A 14,686-nucleotide genomic window follows, 5' to 3' on the forward strand; every position below is an offset into this window, starting at 1 on the left:
GTATACAAGGACGCTGGAACTGCTGAACGCACGCAGGACAATATGGAAGTGCGTTTGGATGAAAAAGTGACCAATGAAAAAGAAACACGCGCACTTGGTATTGAGGTTGGTGACTTTATCAGCTTTGACCCACGAACTGTCGTAACTGAGACAGGCTTTATCAAATCGCGTCATTTGGATGATAAGGTCAGTGCAGCTATCCTTCTAAATCTCCTTAAAGTCTATAAGGAAGAAGGGATTGAACTTCCTGTCACTACGCATTTTGCCTTCTCGGTCTTTGAAGAAGTGGGGCATGGTGCTAACTCAAGTATCCCAAGTCAAGTTGTCGAATATTTAGCGGTAGATATGGGAGCAATGGGAGATGACCAGCAGACGGATGAGTACACAGTGTCTATCTGTGTCAAAGATGCTTCAGGTCCTTATCACTATGAATTCCGTCAACATATGGTTGCCTTGGCAAAAGACCAAGACATTCCATTTAAACTCGATATCTATCCATTTTACGGTTCAGATGCTTCTGCAGCTATGTCAGCTGGAGCAGAAGTCAAACACGCTCTTCTAGGAGCGGGTATCGAGTCTAGTCACTCTTACGAGCGGACTCATATCGATTCTGTTCTTGCTACCGAGCGTATGGTAGACGCTTACCTCAAGAGTGGATTGGTAGACTAAGATGTGCTTGATTTGCCAACGAATTGAATGGATTAAGTCAGGGGAAAATCCCTACTTTGTAAAAGAACTGGAAACAGGCTATGTTGTCATCGGAGACCACCAGTATTTTGAAGGCTATACTTTATTCCTAGCAAAAGAACATGTGACAGAATTACACCATATGGATACTCCTGTCAAACTACGATTTTTAGAGGAAATGAGCCTGGTCCAAGAAGCTGTCTCTAAAGCCTTTTCTGCTCAAAAGATGAATGTAGAGTTGTTGGGAAACGGTGATGCACATGCCCACTGGCATATTTTTCCGAGACGAGAGGGTGATATGAAGGGACACGGTCTTAATGGTCGTGGTCCAGTTTGGTGGGTTTCTTGGGAAGAAATGGTCGCTGAAGAATATCAGGTTAAGGGAAGCAAATTAGAAGGTTTGGTTGAAACCTTATCTGAAACTTTGGACCAAATGATAGAAATGAAAGGATAAATAATGAAAAAAAGATACCTTGTATTATCAGGATTGCTAGCCTTGACATTGGCAGCTTGTTCGCAAGAAAAGCCAGCGACATCAGAAACGCAGACTTCAACTGAAGAAAAAACCGTCCAAGAAGGAACTGTCGGTAGTAAATCTCAGGAAGCAAGCCAGAAAAAGGCAGAAGTAGTTAATAAGGGAGATTACTATAGCGTTCAAGGGAAGTACGATGAGATTGTTATCGCTAATAAGCATTATCCCTTGTCTAAGGACTATAATCCTGGAGAAAATCCTACAGCAAAGGCGGAGTTGTTGAAGCTTATTGTTGCTATGCAGGAAGCAGGTTTCCCAATTAGTGATCACTATAGTGGTTTTAGAAGTTATGAAACTCAAACTCAACTTTATCAGGACTATGTCAACAAAGACGGAAAGGCAGAGGCTGACCGCTATTTTGCTCGGCCTGGATATAGTGAACACCAAACTGGTCTAGCATTTGACCTTATCGGTACAGATGGAGATTTAGTGACAGAAGAAAAAGCTGCCCAATGGCTTTTAGATCATGCTGCAGACTATGGTTTTGTCGTTCGCTATCTCAAAGGTAAGGAAAAAGAAACAGGCTATATGGCTGAAGAATGGCACCTTCGCTATGTTGGCAAAGAAGCCAAGGACATCGCTGCAAGTGGCCTCAGTTTGGAAGAGTATTACGGCTTTGAAGGTGGAGACTATGTTGATTAGTCGCAAAACATCTTGCAAGAATGCTTGAAATTTGATAAAATGAATAATAATTAAATAGGAATCTGCAAGACTAGTATCTCAGGGGAAGTATATCAGGGAGGAGAGCCGTGACTGAAAGCTCTCTATATGAAAGCTGGGTGAATTCACTTGCCTATGGATTCAGAAATAAAGGTCTGACTTGTCAGATAAAAACGGATGGTACCGCGTGTCAACGCTCCGAGTGTGGAGTTTTTGGCATGTGGTTTTCTTTTTATCTACGAGAGACTGATGGAGGAATTATGTCAACTATTGAAGAACAATTAAAAGCGCTTCGTGAAGAAACGCTAGCTAGCTTGAAGCAGATTTCTGCTGAAAATGAAAAAGAGCTGCAAGAATTGCGCGTCTCTGTCCTTGGTAAAAAAGGATCACTGACTGAAATTCTTAAAGGGATGAAAGACGTTTCTGCAGAAATGCGTCCAATTATCGGAAAACACGTCAATGAAGCTCGTGATATTTTGACAGCTGCATTTGAAGAATCAGCTAAGCTCTTGGAAGAAAAGAAAGTTGAAGCTCAACTAGCAAGTGAGAGCATTGATGTTACGCTTCCAGGTCGTCCAGTTGCGACTGGTCACCGTCACATCCTCACACAAACTAGTGAGGAAATTGAAGACATCTTCATCGGGATGGGTTACCAAGTAGTGGATGGTTTTGAAGTTGAAAAAGACTACTACAACTTTGAACGTATGAACCTTCCAAAGGATCACCCAGCTCGTGATATGCAGGACACTTTCTATATCACAGAAGAAATCTTGCTCCGTACTCACACATCTCCAGTTCAGGCACGTGCTATGGATGCCCATGATTTTTCAAAAGGTTCTTTGAAGATGATCTCACCAGGACGTGTATTCCGTCGTGATACAGACGATGCAACCCACAGTCACCAATTCCACCAAATTGAAGGTTTGGTTGTTGGGAAAAACATCTCTATGGCTGACCTTCAAGGAACCCTCCAGTTGATTGTACAAAAAATGTTTGGTGAAGAGCGTCAAATCCGTTTGCGCCCATCATACTTCCCGTTCACTGAGCCTTCTGTTGAGGTGGATGTTTCATGCTTCAAGTGTGGAGGAGCCGGCTGTAACATATGTAAGAAAACTGGTTGGATCGAGATTATGGGTGCCGGTATGGTTCACCCACGTGTCCTTGAGATGAGTAGTATCGATGCAACTGTTTACTCTGGTTTTGCCTTTGGTCTTGGTCAAGAGCGTGTAGCTATGCTTCGCTACGGAATCAACGATATCCGTGGATTCTACCAAGGCGATGTCCGCTTCTCAGAACAGTTTAAATAATGATTAGAAAAGTGGAAATAGCAGATGTTGAGGTGTTGGCAAAAATTGCCAAACAAACCTTTCGTGAAACATTTGCTCATGATAATACGGAAGAGCAGTTACAGGAATACTTTGAAGAGGCTTATAATCTGAGAGTTTTGTCAACTGAGTTGGAAAATCCTGACTCCGAAACCTATTTCATTATGCATGAAGAGGAGATAGCTGGTTTTCTCAAAGTAAACTGGGGAAATGCTCAAACCGAGAGAGAATTAGAGAACGCTTTTGAAATTCAACGCCTCTACGTGCTACAAACATATCAAGGATTTGGACTTGGTAAGCAACTATTTGAATTCGCTCTGGAACATGCCGAAAAAAATGGTTTTTCCTGGGCTTGGCTAGGTGTTTGGGAGCATAATACAAAAGCTCAAGCATTTTATAATCGATATGGTTTTGAAAAATTTAGCCAACATCGTTTTATGGTTGGGCAAAAGGTAGATACGGATTGGTTACTGAAAAAGAAATTAAGGTAAGAAGATGATTCTTCTAATGAAATGATAGGAAAGGAAAAAAACTAGAGTGACAACTGTCATTCTGGAGAACTAAATTATGCTTGTATCTTATAAATGGTTAAAAGAATTGGTGGACATTGATGTGTCCTCACAAGAGTTGGCTGAAAAAATGTCAACTACAGGGATCGAAGTGGAAGGTGTGGAATCACCTGCTGCTGGTCTCTCAAAAATTGTCGTCGGTGAAGTCTTGTCTTGTGAAGATGTGCCCGAAACACACTTGCATGTCTGCCAAGTCAATGTGGGTGAAGAAGAAGCCCGTCAAATCGTCTGTGGAGCACCAAATGTGCGTGCAGGCATCAAGGTTATGGTGGCTCTTCCAGGTGCTCGCATTGCGGACAACTACAAGATTAAAAAAGGGAAAATCCGTGGCTTAGAGTCACTCGGAATGATCTGTTCACTTAGTGAGTTGGGTATTTCTGACTCCGTTGTACCGAAAGAATTTGCAGATGGCATCCAAATCTTGCCAGAAAATGCTATTCCAGGTGATGAAGTATTCTCTTACCTAGACTTGGATGATGAAATCATCGAACTTTCCATCACTCCAAACCGTGCAGACGCTCTTTCTATGCGTGGGGTAGCGCACGAAGTAGCAGCTATCTATGACAAGGCAGTCAATTTTAAAGAATTTACTTTAACAGAAACAGACCAAGTTGCAGCCGATGCTCTTTCTGTCAGTATTGATACAGACAAGGCCCCTTACTATGCCGCTCGTATCTTGGACAATGTGACCATTGCACCAAGTCCACAATGGTTGCAAAATCTCCTCATGAACGAGGGTATTCGTCCCATTAACAATGTCGTCGACGTGACCAACTATATCTTGCTTTACTTTGGTCAACCCATGCATGCCTTTGACTTGGATACTTTTGAAGGGACTGAAATCCGTGTGCGTGAAGCGCGTGAAGGTGAAACGTTGGTAACCTTGGACGGTGAAGAACGTGACTTGGAAACAAATGACTTAGTCATCACTGTAGCTGACAAACCAGTAGCTCTTGCAGGTGTCATGGGTGGTCAGGCTACAGAAATCTCTGAAAAGTCTAGTCGTGTTGTTCTTGAAGCTGCTGTTTTTAATGGCAAATCTATCCGTAAGACAAGTGGTCGCCTCAATCTTCGCTCAGAATCATCTTCACGCTTTGAAAAAGGTATCAATGTGGCAACTGTTAACGAAGCCCTTGATGCAGCAGCAAGTATGATTGCAGAGCTTGCAGGTGCTACAGTGCGGAAGGGAATCGTTTCAGCAGGCCAGTTGGATACATCTGATGTAGAAGTTTCTTCTACTCTTGCAGACGTTAACCGTGTCCTTGGTACTGAACTTTCCTACGCGGATGTAGAGGATGTCTTCCGTCGTCTTGGCTTTGGCCTTTCTGGAAATGCAGATAGCTTTACTGTTAGCGTTCCACGTCGTCGTTGGGATATTACTATTGAAGCTGACCTCTTTGAAGAAATCGCTCGTATCTATGGCTATGATCGCTTGCCAACTAGTCTTCCAAAAGATGATGGAACAGCTGGTGAATTGACTGCGACACAAAAACTCCGCCGTCAAGTTCGTACCATCGCTGAGGGAGCAGGTTTGACAGAAATTATCACCTATGCTCTAACAACTCCTGAAAAAGCAGTCGAGTTTACGATTCAGCCAAGTCATTTGACAGAATTGATGTGGCCAATGACTGTGGAACGTTCAGTTCTCCGTCAAAATATGGTTTCAGGTATTTTGGATACAGTTGCCTACAACGTAGCACGTAAGAATAAAAACTTGGCTCTTTATGAGATTGGAAAAGTTTTCGAGCAAATCGGTAATCCAAAAGAAGAATTGCCAAATGAAATCAATAGCTTTGCCTTTGCCTTGACTGGCTTAGTTGCTGAAAAAGACTTCCAAACTGCGGCAACACCAGTTGACTTCTTCTATGCCAAGGGAATTTTGGAAGCTCTCTTTGCTCGCTTGGGTCTTGAAGTGACTTATACAGCAACCTCTGAAATCGCTAGCCTTCACCCAGGACGTACAGCCTTGATTTCACTCGGTGACCAAGTCCTTGGTTTCCTCGGTCAAGTACATCCTGTTACAGCTAAAGCTTACGATATTCCAGAAACTTATGTAGCAGAGCTCAACCTTTCAGCTATCGAGAAAGCTCTTCAACCAGCAGCTCCATTTGTGGAAATTACTAAATTCCCAGCAGTGAGCCGTGATATTGCTCTTCTCTTGAAAGCTGAAGTGACTCACCAAGATGTGGTTGATGCCATCAAATCTGCAGGCGTGAAACGTTTGACAGATATCAAACTCTTTGATGTCTTCTCAGGTGAAAAACTAGGACTTGGTATGAAGTCTATGGCTTATAGTCTAACCTTCCAAAATCCAGAAGATAGCTTGACAGACGAAGAAGTCGCACGCTACATGGAAAAAATCCAAGCTTCTCTTGAAGAGAAAGTGAATGCAGAAGTGCGTTAACAGTCTAAAATCCATCCTAAGGGATGGATTTTTTAGTACAAAAAATCATCAAGTTTTACCCTGATGATTTATACTACTTATAAGTAGGCTAGCCATCTATATTTTTTGTCATCCAATCAGCTATGAAATGATAGGTATCATTTCGGTTGATCTCGTTTAGAATTTCGTGACGAGCCTCTTCAACTAATCGAAGACTTACTTTAGAATGTGAAGCCTTTAGGAGTTTTACAAATCTCTTGATACCTTTACCATTTTCACCTAGAGGGTCTTCTTGTCCCGAAATTACGAGAATGGGGAGTTGAGCTGGAATCTCATCTATCATTTGTTTACTAGCTACTTGATTAGAGAAGTAAAAGATGGATCTGTACATGGGAATAGTAGGAATGAATTGACAGAATGGATCCTTAAGATAAGCTTGGTTGGATTCTTCATTTTTCGAGAGCCAATCTACAGATGTTTTAGGATTCTTAATACTTCGATTAAAACTATCAGTTGATAGATAAGTCAGAAGTTTACTACGGTGTTTATTTCCTTTTATAAGTCGGATGCATTCTGTTAGGATGAGAGCAAATCGAGTCAGAAATTGAGGTTGTTGACCAGTTGCCATGATAATTAAGGCATTGATGGGTGGTTTTCGCTTAGCTACATAATAGCGACACATAAGAGAACCCATAGAATGGCCTAGAAGGATGATTGGAAGTCCTGGATAGCTTCCTTGAATGAAGGAGGTTACTCTTTCAATATCATCGATGAGTTTCTCGGGAGATTCTGGAAAAACTCCGAGTTGACTTGAATTTTGAGCAGTATAGCCATGGCCAAGCTGATCATGGCCAATAACGGTAAAGCCTTCTTTATTCATGGCTAGAGCAAATTCTTCATATCGTTCTATGTATTCAACCATCCCATGTACAAGCTGAAGAACGGCTTTTGGTTGTTCAGCTTCCCAAATGATTAAGTTATTGTTGTTTGGTTCGAGTTTTAGTCTTGTTTTCATATCAGATTTCTTGCCTTGATGATCTATAGTCTATTAGAAATATACCATAAAATAGCACGATAAGCTAGGCAGGATGATGAAGATTGCTAGTCACAATTCAGGACTAAAAATGGACATTTCAGGATATAGTCGACAGATTTGTCAAGAGATGAGTATAATAAATTTATCACTTAAAAATCTGGGGGAATAAAATACTTGGCGAAGAGCTGATAAATCCCCAATCCAGTAAATACCCTTTTAAAAATCAAGATTTAAAAATGTACATAAATCATTGTAAAAGCTATCAAAAAGGAGTATAATGAGTGCAATAAATTTCGGAGGTGGATGATGCTCGAAGTAAGAAATCTAGAGAAAAGTTTTGGGCCTAAGCAAGTTTTGTTTGGTGTTGACTTTCAAGCACGACCAGGGCGTATTTTGGGGCTGGTTGGGAAAAATGGAGCTGGGAAAACAACTATTTTTCACAGTATTTTGAAATTTTTAGACTATCAAGGGGAGATTGAGCTTGATGGTCAAGATATTCGTCAGGAGACTTATGCTCGCATTGGTTATCTCCCTGAAGAACGTAGTCTTATGCCTAAATTGACAGTCCTTGAACAAGTTCGTTATTTGGCGACCCTAAAAGGTATGGATGCTAAAGAAATCAAGGAAAAACTCCCTCTATGGATGGAAAAATTGGAAGTCAAGGGAAAACTGACGGACAAGATTAAGAGTCTCTCAAAAGGAAATCAACAGAAAATTCAACTGATCATTACTCTGATTCATGAGCCAGACTTGATTATCCTAGATGAGCCTTTTAGTGGCTTGGATCCAGTCAATACCGAACTCCTTAAGCGGGTTATCTTGAAAGAAAAAGAGCGTGGAGCAACCATTATCTTTTCTGACCATGTCATGACCAATGTCGAAGAACTTTGTGATGATATTCTCATGATTCGTGATGGGCGTGTGGTCTTGCATGGACCGGTTCAAGATGTCCGCAATCAATACGGCAAAACACGACTTTTTGTTTCAAGTGAACGAAGCAAGGAAGAACTGGAGAGTCTTCCTCATGTTAAACAGGTTAGCTTGACCAAGCAAGGTAGTTGGAAGTTGATTTTAGATGATGAAAGTGCAGGTAGAGAACTCTTCCCAATCTTGACTCAAGGTCAATATATCGCGACTTTTGACCAACAAGCTCCAACAATCGATGAAATCTTTAAATTAGAATCAGGGGTGGAAGTATGAGAAATATGTGGGTTGTAATCAAAGAAACCTATCTAAGACATGTCAAGTCGTGGAGTTTCTTCTTTATGGTGATTTCGCCTTTCCTCTTTTTAGGTCTGTCTGGAGGAATTGGCTATCTCCAAGGAACGTCTTTGGCACAAAATGATAAAGTGGCAGTGATTAGCTCGGTTCCAACTGTTACAGAAGGTCTTAAAACAGCCAACGGTCTTAATTTTGATTATCAGGACGAAGCCAGTGCCCAAGCTGCTATCAAGGATGAAAAAATCAAAGGCTATCTGACCATTGACCAGGAGAATAGTATCCTCAAGGCGGTCTATCATGGTGAGACTTCACTAGAGAGTGGCATTAAGTTAGCAGTGACCGCTAAGTTGAATGAACTCCAATCCCAACTCAACCGTTCAGAAGCAAATTTGTCTCAGGAACAGGAAAAACGCTTGGCTCAAACGGTTCAATTTACAGAACAGATTGATGAAGCCAAGGAAAATAAAAAGTTGGTTCAAACCTTTGCGGCTGCAGGACTGGGTTTCTTCCTCTATATGATTTTGATTACTTACGCTAGTGTCACTGCTCAAGAAGTAGCCAGCGAGAAAGGAACCAAAATCATGGAAGTGGTCTTCTCAAGCATTCGTGCTAGCCATTATTTCTACGCCCGCATGATTGCCTTACTTCTTGTGATTTTGACTCATATTGGTATTTATGTCGTTGGTGGTCTTGGAGCTATCTTATTCTTTAAGGATATGCCTATCTTGGCTAATTCAGGTATTCTAAATCACTTGGGAGAGGCCTTTTCGATCAATACCTTGTTGTTTGTCTTGGTTAGTCTTTTTATGTATGTGGTCTTAGCTGCCTTCTTAGGTTCTATGGTTTCAAGACCTGAAGACTCTGGTAAGGCTTTATCGCCTTTGATGCTTTTGATTATGGTAGGTTTCATTGGAGTAACTGTCTTAGGAACTTCTGGGGATAATTTGATCTTGAAAATCGGTTCTTACATTCCATTCGTTTCAACCTTCTTTATGCCTTTCAGAGCTATCAATGGATACGCTAATGGACTAGAAGCTTGGATTTCGCTTGCTATAACGGTTATTTTTGCAGTTACAGCAACAGCCTTTATCGGACGCATGTATGCTAGTTTGGTCCTTCAAACAGATGATTTGGGGATCTGGAAAACCTTTAAACGAGCTTTAAGTTATAAATAAAGTATCGGACCTGTGAGTGTATCTCCCAGGTCTTTTATACTCTTCGAAAATCTCTTCAAACCACGTCAGCGTCCATCTGCAACCTCAAAACAGTGTTTTGAGCAGCCTGTGGCTAGCTTCCTAGTTTGCTCTTTGATTTTCATTGAGTATTAATTAGCTGAAATATTTCACATTTATTTCTCCTAAACCTTTGACTATTAGGCAAAATTATCGTACAATAAAGAGTACATGATAAAATGAGATCAGAGTTTATTCACTCTGACGTTAGTAGTAAAAAATGAGGAGAAACGCTTTGGAATTAGAAGTATTTGCTGGGCAAGAAAAAAGTGAACTATCTATGATTGAGGTGGCTCGTGCCATCTTGGAACTCCGTGGTCGTGATCACGAAATGCATTTTAGTGATTTGGTTAATGAAATCCAAAACTATCTCGGTACCTCTAATAGCGATATTCGTGAAGCTTTGCCTTTGTTCTACACAGAGTTGAACTTTGACGGTAGCTTTATCTCACTTGGAGATAACAAATGGGGTCTTCGTTCATGGTATGGAGTTGATGAAATCGATGAGGAAATCATTGCTCTTGAAGAAAGTGATGATGAAGAAGTAGCACCTAAGGCTAAGAAAAAACGTGTCAACGCCTTCATGGATGGTGATGCAGATGCTATTGATTACAGTGCAGATGATCCAGAAGATGAGGATGCATACGAAGAAAATCCAGCTCTTTCTTATGATGATGAAAATCCAGATGATGAGAAGAATGAAGTGGAAGCCTACGATGCTGAAATCAATGAAATCGCCCCAGATGATCTAGATGAAGAAGTCGATCTTAATGAAGAAGACGACGAAGACTCTGAAGAAGAGGAAGAATAAAAATAAAAAGGTGCTGGAGCTGGAATCGGTCTATCAAGTCTCGATTTCCTAGATCCAGCTTTTTATGTATTAGTTTGAATGAGTTATGCAAGATAGAATGCCAAGTCAACGATTTGTTCTATTTGACAAATGGTTCATTTTGAGGTAATATATTGTTCGGGCACCTCTTTTAGAGGTCGGAGCTCCCTAGTTATTAGGGAGCTATTTTTGTTTTTCCGGGAAGTTTTTCTTCTTGGGGGTGTAGTTATTGATGAAGGTCTTGTTTTCTCAATCCCCTGTTAGTGAACAAGACCTTGAGCATTTTAGAAAGAGGAATCTATGTCTACGAAATATATTTTTGTCACTGGTGGTGTGGTGTCGTCTATTGGAAAAGGGATCGTTGCAGCGAGTCTTGGACGTCTTTTAAAAAACCGTGGTTTGAAGGTGACCATTCAAAAATTTGACCCTTATATCAATATCGACCCAGGAACCATGAGCCCTTACCAACACGGGGAAGTCTTTGTAACTGATGATGGTGCTGAAACAGATTTGGACTTGGGTCATTATGAACGTTTTATCGATATCAACCTCAACAAATACTCAAACGTGACAACTGGTAAAATCTACAGCGAAGTTCTTCGTAAGGAACGCCGTGGAGAGTATTTGGGTGCAACTGTCCAAGTTATTCCTCATATTACAGATGCTTTGAAAGAAAAAATCAAGCGTGCTGCTCTAACGACTGACTCTGACGTTATTATTACAGAGGTTGGTGGAACAGTCGGCGATATCGAGTCCCTTCCATTCTTAGAAGCTCTTCGTCAGATGAAGGCAGATGTGGGTGCAGATAATGTCATGTATATCCATACGACCTTGCTTCCTTACCTCAAGGCAGCTGGTGAAATGAAAACCAAACCAACTCAACACTCTGTCAAAGAATTGCGTGGTCTGGGAATCCAACCAAATATGTTGGTCATTCGTACAGAAAAACCAGCAGGACAAGGGATTAAAAATAAATTAGCCCAGTTCTGTGATGTGGCGCCAGAAGCAGTCATTGAGTCCTTGGATGTGGATCATCTTTACCAAATCCCACTTAATCTGCAAGCTCAAGGCATGGATCAAATCGTCTGTGACCATTTGAAAATAGATGCACCTGCAGCAGATATGACAGAGTGGTCAGCTATGGTTGATAAGGTTATGAACCTCAAAAAACAAGTCAAGATTGCACTTGTTGGTAAATATGTCGAGTTACAAGATGCCTACATCTCTGTAGTTGAAGCTTTGAAACACTCTGGTTATGCCAATGATGCAGAAGTGAAGATTGATTGGGTCAATGCTAACGATGTGACAGCTGACAATGTGGCAGAACTTCTATCTGACGCTGACGGAATCATCGTTCCAGGTGGTTTTGGCCAACGTGGAACAGAAGGTAAGATTGAAGCGATTCGCTATGCGCGTGAAAATGATGTACCGATGCTTGGAGTCTGCTTGGGTATGCAGTTGACCTGTATCGAGTTTGCCCGTAATGTCTTAGGTCTTGAAGGAGCTAATTCAGCAGAGCTAAATCCTGATACCAAATACCCTATCATCGATATCATGCGTGATCAGATTGATGTTGAGGACATGGGTGGTACCCTTCGCTTGGGACTTTATCCTTCTAAGCTAAAACGTGGTTCTAAGGCAGCGGCAGCTTATCATAACAAAGAAGTGGTCCAACGTCGTCACCGTCACCGTTATGAATTTAACAATGCTTTCCGTGAACAGTTTGAAGGAGCAGGTTTTGTCTTTTCAGGCGTTTCACCAGACAACCGCTTGGTAGAAATTGTGGAAATTCCAGAAAACAAATTCTTTGTGGCTTGTCAGTACCATCCAGAGCTTTCAAGTCGTCCAAACCGCCCAGAAGAACTCTATACTGCTTTTGTAACAGCAGCGGTTGAAAATAGTAAATAGTCATGATTAAACCTTTGAGAGTCGTCTCAGAGGTTTTTCCTATATAAATTTAGGATATCACTTGCAAAAAAATATTATAGTGATATAATTAACATGGATAAAAGCAGGAGGAAATCTCATGAAAAAAATTACACTATTTAGTTTGTCTTTAGCAGGTTTAGTTTTACTAGCTTTTCCTCATTCAGGAAAGGCGTTCGAGCTTGAAGAAGAGTGGGTTATTAAGGGTGGTGTTAAGTATCAAGATGGCAAAATTCTTCGATTTGAAAATGGACATGAAGTAGATATCAAAGTCTTAGATTTGCCCAAAAACGAAAAAATTGAATGGAAAGTCACTTTAAATGGTCAAGATCAGACTGTCAATTTTCTAGGTCAAGAAAAGGACAAGTCTATGGTCGGTACAGAGGGGCGTTACCTGAATTTCTACGTACCTTATGGCTACAGAGGAGATATCAAAGTAGAAGCCAAGAGTGGAAATGAAACAAAGACCTGGTCCACTAAAGTAGTTGATGATGTATATAATGACGGTGGAAAGAGTGGTTACTTCCGTATTGACGAATCAAATGATCAACACACCTACCTTGATGCAAAATGGGACTATCAAACCAAGACCTACACTGCTACCTTACCAGAGACTGTCAATGGTCAAAAAGTATTTGCTTGGGCAGACGACTATGAAGAATTGAAACTTCAAAAACCAGGAGTTATTAGTCATTCCTACAGGGGAGCAGGAGCCTTCAAAATACTTTATCCGATTGTAAAAGCAGAAAGCTGGCTAAAATCTAAACAAAACTGGTACTATCAAAAACAAGGACAACTAGTTAAAGATGCTTGGATTAAGGATCAGGGAAGCTGGTATTTTATGGATGATAAAGGGGTTATGTTTAATCAAACATGGCTTCATCAAGGTAGTAGCTGGTATGCCTTTAAATCATCCGGAGCTATGATTTCAGCTGATTGGTTATATGATAACGGCTCTTGGTATTACCTAAAAGACTCAGGTTCAATGGCGACAGGCTGGCTTAATGATGGTGGTACTTGGTATTATCTAAAAGACTCAGGTTCAATGGCAACAGGTTGGGTCAAAGATAAGGGCTCTTGGTATTATCTAAAAGATTCAGGTGCGATGGCAACAGGCTGGATCAAAGATAATGGTAAGTGGTACTATCTGGCTTCATCTGGTAATATGCTTAGCAATACACGCACGCCAGATGGCTATTATGTAGATGCCAGTGGCGCTTGGAAATAAATGTTAAACAGAGAAAGTCTACTGAGGAGGTAGATTTTCTTTTTTTCATTTTCACAATTATGAAAATCTGGAAAAAGGACATTATTTTTGGTAAGATAAGGGTATGGATTTTGAAAAAATTGAACAAGCATATACCTATTTACTAGAAAATGTCCAAATCATTCAAAATGATTTGACGACAAATTTTTACGATGCCTTGATTGAGCAAAATGGAATCTATCTAGATGGTCAGACAAATCTGGAAGATGTCAAGAAAAATAATCAAGCATTAAAACGATTGGCTCTTCGAAAAGAAGAGTGGTTACGAACCTACCAATTCTTGTTAATGAAGGCAGCGCAAACAGAACCTCTCCAAGCAAATCACCAGTTTACACCAGATGCCATTGGTCACTTGATGATTTTTCTGATAGAGCAACTGTGGCCTGCTGAGAATCTAAGTTTATTAGAGTTGGGGTCTGGGATGGGAATTCTAGGTGCTAGCTTCTTAACGTCCATGAACAAAAAGGTAGATTACCTTGGGATTGAGCTAGATGACCTCTTGATCGATCTGGCTGCAAGCATGGCAGAAGTTATGGATCTGCAAATGGGCTTTGTCCAAGGAGATGCAGTACGTCCACAAGTATTAAAAGAAAGTGATATTATTGTGAGCGACCTCCCGATTGGCTACTACCCAGACGATCAGATTGCCTCACGTTACCAAGTGGCAGCAAAGGATGAACATACTTACGCTCATCATCTATTAATGGAGCAATCACTCAAGTATCTTAAGACGGGAGGCTATGCTATTTTCCTTGCTCCAACAGATCTTTTGACGAGTCCCCAGAGTGACCTCTTGAAATCCTGGCTGACTGATCAAGCTCAACTAGTCGCTATCATAGCTTTACCAGAGGATCTATTCGCTCAAGGAGCCCAGTCTAAGACCATTTTTGTTCTGCAAAAGAAGGTGGGAGAAGGGACAGAGCCCTTTGTTTATCCACTTACTAGCCTTCGGGATCCTGAAATTTTGTTGGAATTTAAGGAAAATTTTCAAAATTGGTGTCAAGAACATGAAATCTAGT

At 40.9% G+C, this 14,686-nt stretch carries 13 protein-coding genes; 12 read left to right on the forward strand and 1 reads right to left on the reverse strand.

The window, feature by feature from the left end:
• The 6 genes from SINDD18_RS11145 to pheT all read left to right on the forward strand — a co-directional run.
• A partial coding sequence (locus tag SINDD18_RS11145) for a M20/M25/M40 family metallo-hydrolase (protein WP_241497299.1) occupies positions 1-669 on the forward strand: 669 nt, incomplete at its 5' end.
• A gap of 1 nt (position 670) precedes the next feature.
• Positions 671-1,141 (forward strand): HIT family protein, encoded by a 471-nt coding sequence (locus SINDD18_RS00970; RefSeq protein ID WP_061862764.1) that lies wholly within the window; start codon positions 671-673, stop codon positions 1,139-1,141.
• A 3-nt stretch (positions 1,142-1,144) separates the two neighbouring features.
• Positions 1,145-1,861 carry an LD-carboxypeptidase LdcB/DacB gene (gene ldcB / locus SINDD18_RS00975; RefSeq protein WP_061862765.1) on the forward strand — a complete coding sequence of 239 codons (717 nt, stop codon included), beginning with the start codon at positions 1,145-1,147 and terminating at the stop codon, positions 1,859-1,861.
• Between the two features lie 278 nt (positions 1,862-2,139).
• A complete protein-coding gene (locus tag SINDD18_RS00980; protein ID WP_061862766.1) occupies positions 2,140-3,186 on the forward strand; it encodes a phenylalanine--tRNA ligase subunit alpha in 1,047 nt (348 codons plus the stop codon).
• On the forward strand, positions 3,186-3,695 hold the full coding sequence (locus tag SINDD18_RS00985; protein ID WP_061862767.1) for a GNAT family N-acetyltransferase: 510 nt from the start codon (positions 3,186-3,188) through the stop codon (positions 3,693-3,695). Before SINDD18_RS00980 ends, SINDD18_RS00985 begins: the two co-directional genes overlap by 1 nt.
• 76 nt (positions 3,696-3,771) lie before the next feature.
• Entirely contained in the window at positions 3,772-6,177 is a 2,406-nt protein-coding gene (pheT, locus tag SINDD18_RS00990) for a phenylalanine--tRNA ligase subunit beta (protein ID WP_061862768.1), read from the forward strand.
• 88 nt (positions 6,178-6,265) lie between these two features.
• On the opposite strand, the gene SINDD18_RS00995 is transcribed toward pheT, so the two are convergent.
• Positions 6,266-7,171 carry an alpha/beta fold hydrolase gene (locus tag SINDD18_RS00995; RefSeq protein ID WP_061862769.1) on the reverse strand — a complete coding sequence of 302 codons (906 nt, stop codon included), beginning with the start codon at positions 7,169-7,171 and terminating at the stop codon, positions 6,266-6,268.
• 327 nt (positions 7,172-7,498) lie between these two features.
• On the opposite strand from SINDD18_RS00995, the gene SINDD18_RS01000 reads away from it, so the two are divergent.
• The 6 genes from SINDD18_RS01000 to SINDD18_RS01025 all read left to right on the forward strand — a co-directional run bounded on the left by SINDD18_RS01000 (position 7,499) and on the right by SINDD18_RS01025 (position 14,685).
• Positions 7,499-8,392, forward strand: coding sequence for an ABC transporter ATP-binding protein (locus tag SINDD18_RS01000; RefSeq protein ID WP_061863218.1), 894 nt, complete (start codon positions 7,499-7,501; stop codon positions 8,390-8,392).
• Positions 8,389-9,588 (forward strand): ABC transporter permease, encoded by a 1,200-nt coding sequence (locus tag SINDD18_RS01005; RefSeq protein WP_061862770.1) that lies wholly within the window; start codon positions 8,389-8,391, stop codon positions 9,586-9,588. Before SINDD18_RS01000 ends, SINDD18_RS01005 begins: the two co-directional genes overlap by 4 nt.
• 292 nt (positions 9,589-9,880) lie before the next feature.
• Positions 9,881-10,456, forward strand: a complete 576-nt coding sequence (gene rpoE / locus SINDD18_RS01010) for a DNA-directed RNA polymerase subunit delta (protein ID WP_061862771.1) — start codon at positions 9,881-9,883, stop codon at positions 10,454-10,456.
• Positions 10,457-10,774: 318 nt separating this feature from the next.
• Positions 10,775-12,382, forward strand: coding sequence for a CTP synthase (locus SINDD18_RS01015; protein ID WP_000105251.1), 1,608 nt, complete (start codon positions 10,775-10,777; stop codon positions 12,380-12,382).
• A gap of 118 nt (positions 12,383-12,500) precedes the next feature.
• The gene (locus tag SINDD18_RS01020) at positions 12,501-13,628 is read left to right on the forward strand and encodes an N-acetylmuramoyl-L-alanine amidase family protein (protein WP_061862772.1); all 1,128 of its coding nucleotides are present in this window, start codon (positions 12,501-12,503) and stop codon (positions 13,626-13,628) included.
• A 103-nt stretch (positions 13,629-13,731) separates the two neighbouring features.
• The gene (locus SINDD18_RS01025) at positions 13,732-14,685 is read left to right on the forward strand and encodes a class I SAM-dependent methyltransferase (protein WP_061862773.1); all 954 of its coding nucleotides are present in this window, start codon (positions 13,732-13,734) and stop codon (positions 14,683-14,685) included.
• Position 14,686 lies beyond the last annotated feature (1 nt).

Origin of the sequence: Streptococcus infantis (genome assembly GCF_001579645.1) — a bacterium.
Classification (GTDB): domain Bacteria; phylum Bacillota; class Bacilli; order Lactobacillales; family Streptococcaceae; genus Streptococcus; species Streptococcus infantis_E.

Bases quoted from the DNA above. Each gene is read 5' to 3' on its own strand.
- ldcB (WP_061862765.1), top strand. From the start codon at position 1,145: ATGAAAAAAAGATACCTTGTATTATCAGGATTGCTAGCCTTGACATTG.
- pheT (WP_061862768.1), top strand. From the start codon at position 3,772: ATGCTTGTATCTTATAAATGGTTAAAAGAATTGGTGGACATTGATGTG.
- SINDD18_RS01025 (WP_061862773.1), top strand. From the start codon at position 13,732: ATGGATTTTGAAAAAATTGAACAAGCATATACCTATTTACTAGAAAAT.
- SINDD18_RS00985 (WP_061862767.1), top strand. From the start codon at position 3,186: ATGATTAGAAAAGTGGAAATAGCAGATGTTGAGGTGTTGGCAAAAATT.
- SINDD18_RS00995 (WP_061862769.1), bottom strand. From the start codon at position 7,171: ATGAAAACAAGACTAAAACTCGAACCAAACAACAATAACTTAATCATT.
- SINDD18_RS01000 (WP_061863218.1), top strand. From the start codon at position 7,499: ATGCTCGAAGTAAGAAATCTAGAGAAAAGTTTTGGGCCTAAGCAAGTT.
- SINDD18_RS01005 (WP_061862770.1), top strand. From the start codon at position 8,389: ATGAGAAATATGTGGGTTGTAATCAAAGAAACCTATCTAAGACATGTC.
- SINDD18_RS01015 (WP_000105251.1), top strand. From the start codon at position 10,775: ATGTCTACGAAATATATTTTTGTCACTGGTGGTGTGGTGTCGTCTATT.
- SINDD18_RS01020 (WP_061862772.1), top strand. From the start codon at position 12,501: ATGAAAAAAATTACACTATTTAGTTTGTCTTTAGCAGGTTTAGTTTTA.
- SINDD18_RS00970 (WP_061862764.1), top strand. From the start codon at position 671: ATGTGCTTGATTTGCCAACGAATTGAATGGATTAAGTCAGGGGAAAAT.
- SINDD18_RS00980 (WP_061862766.1), top strand. From the start codon at position 2,140: ATGTCAACTATTGAAGAACAATTAAAAGCGCTTCGTGAAGAAACGCTA.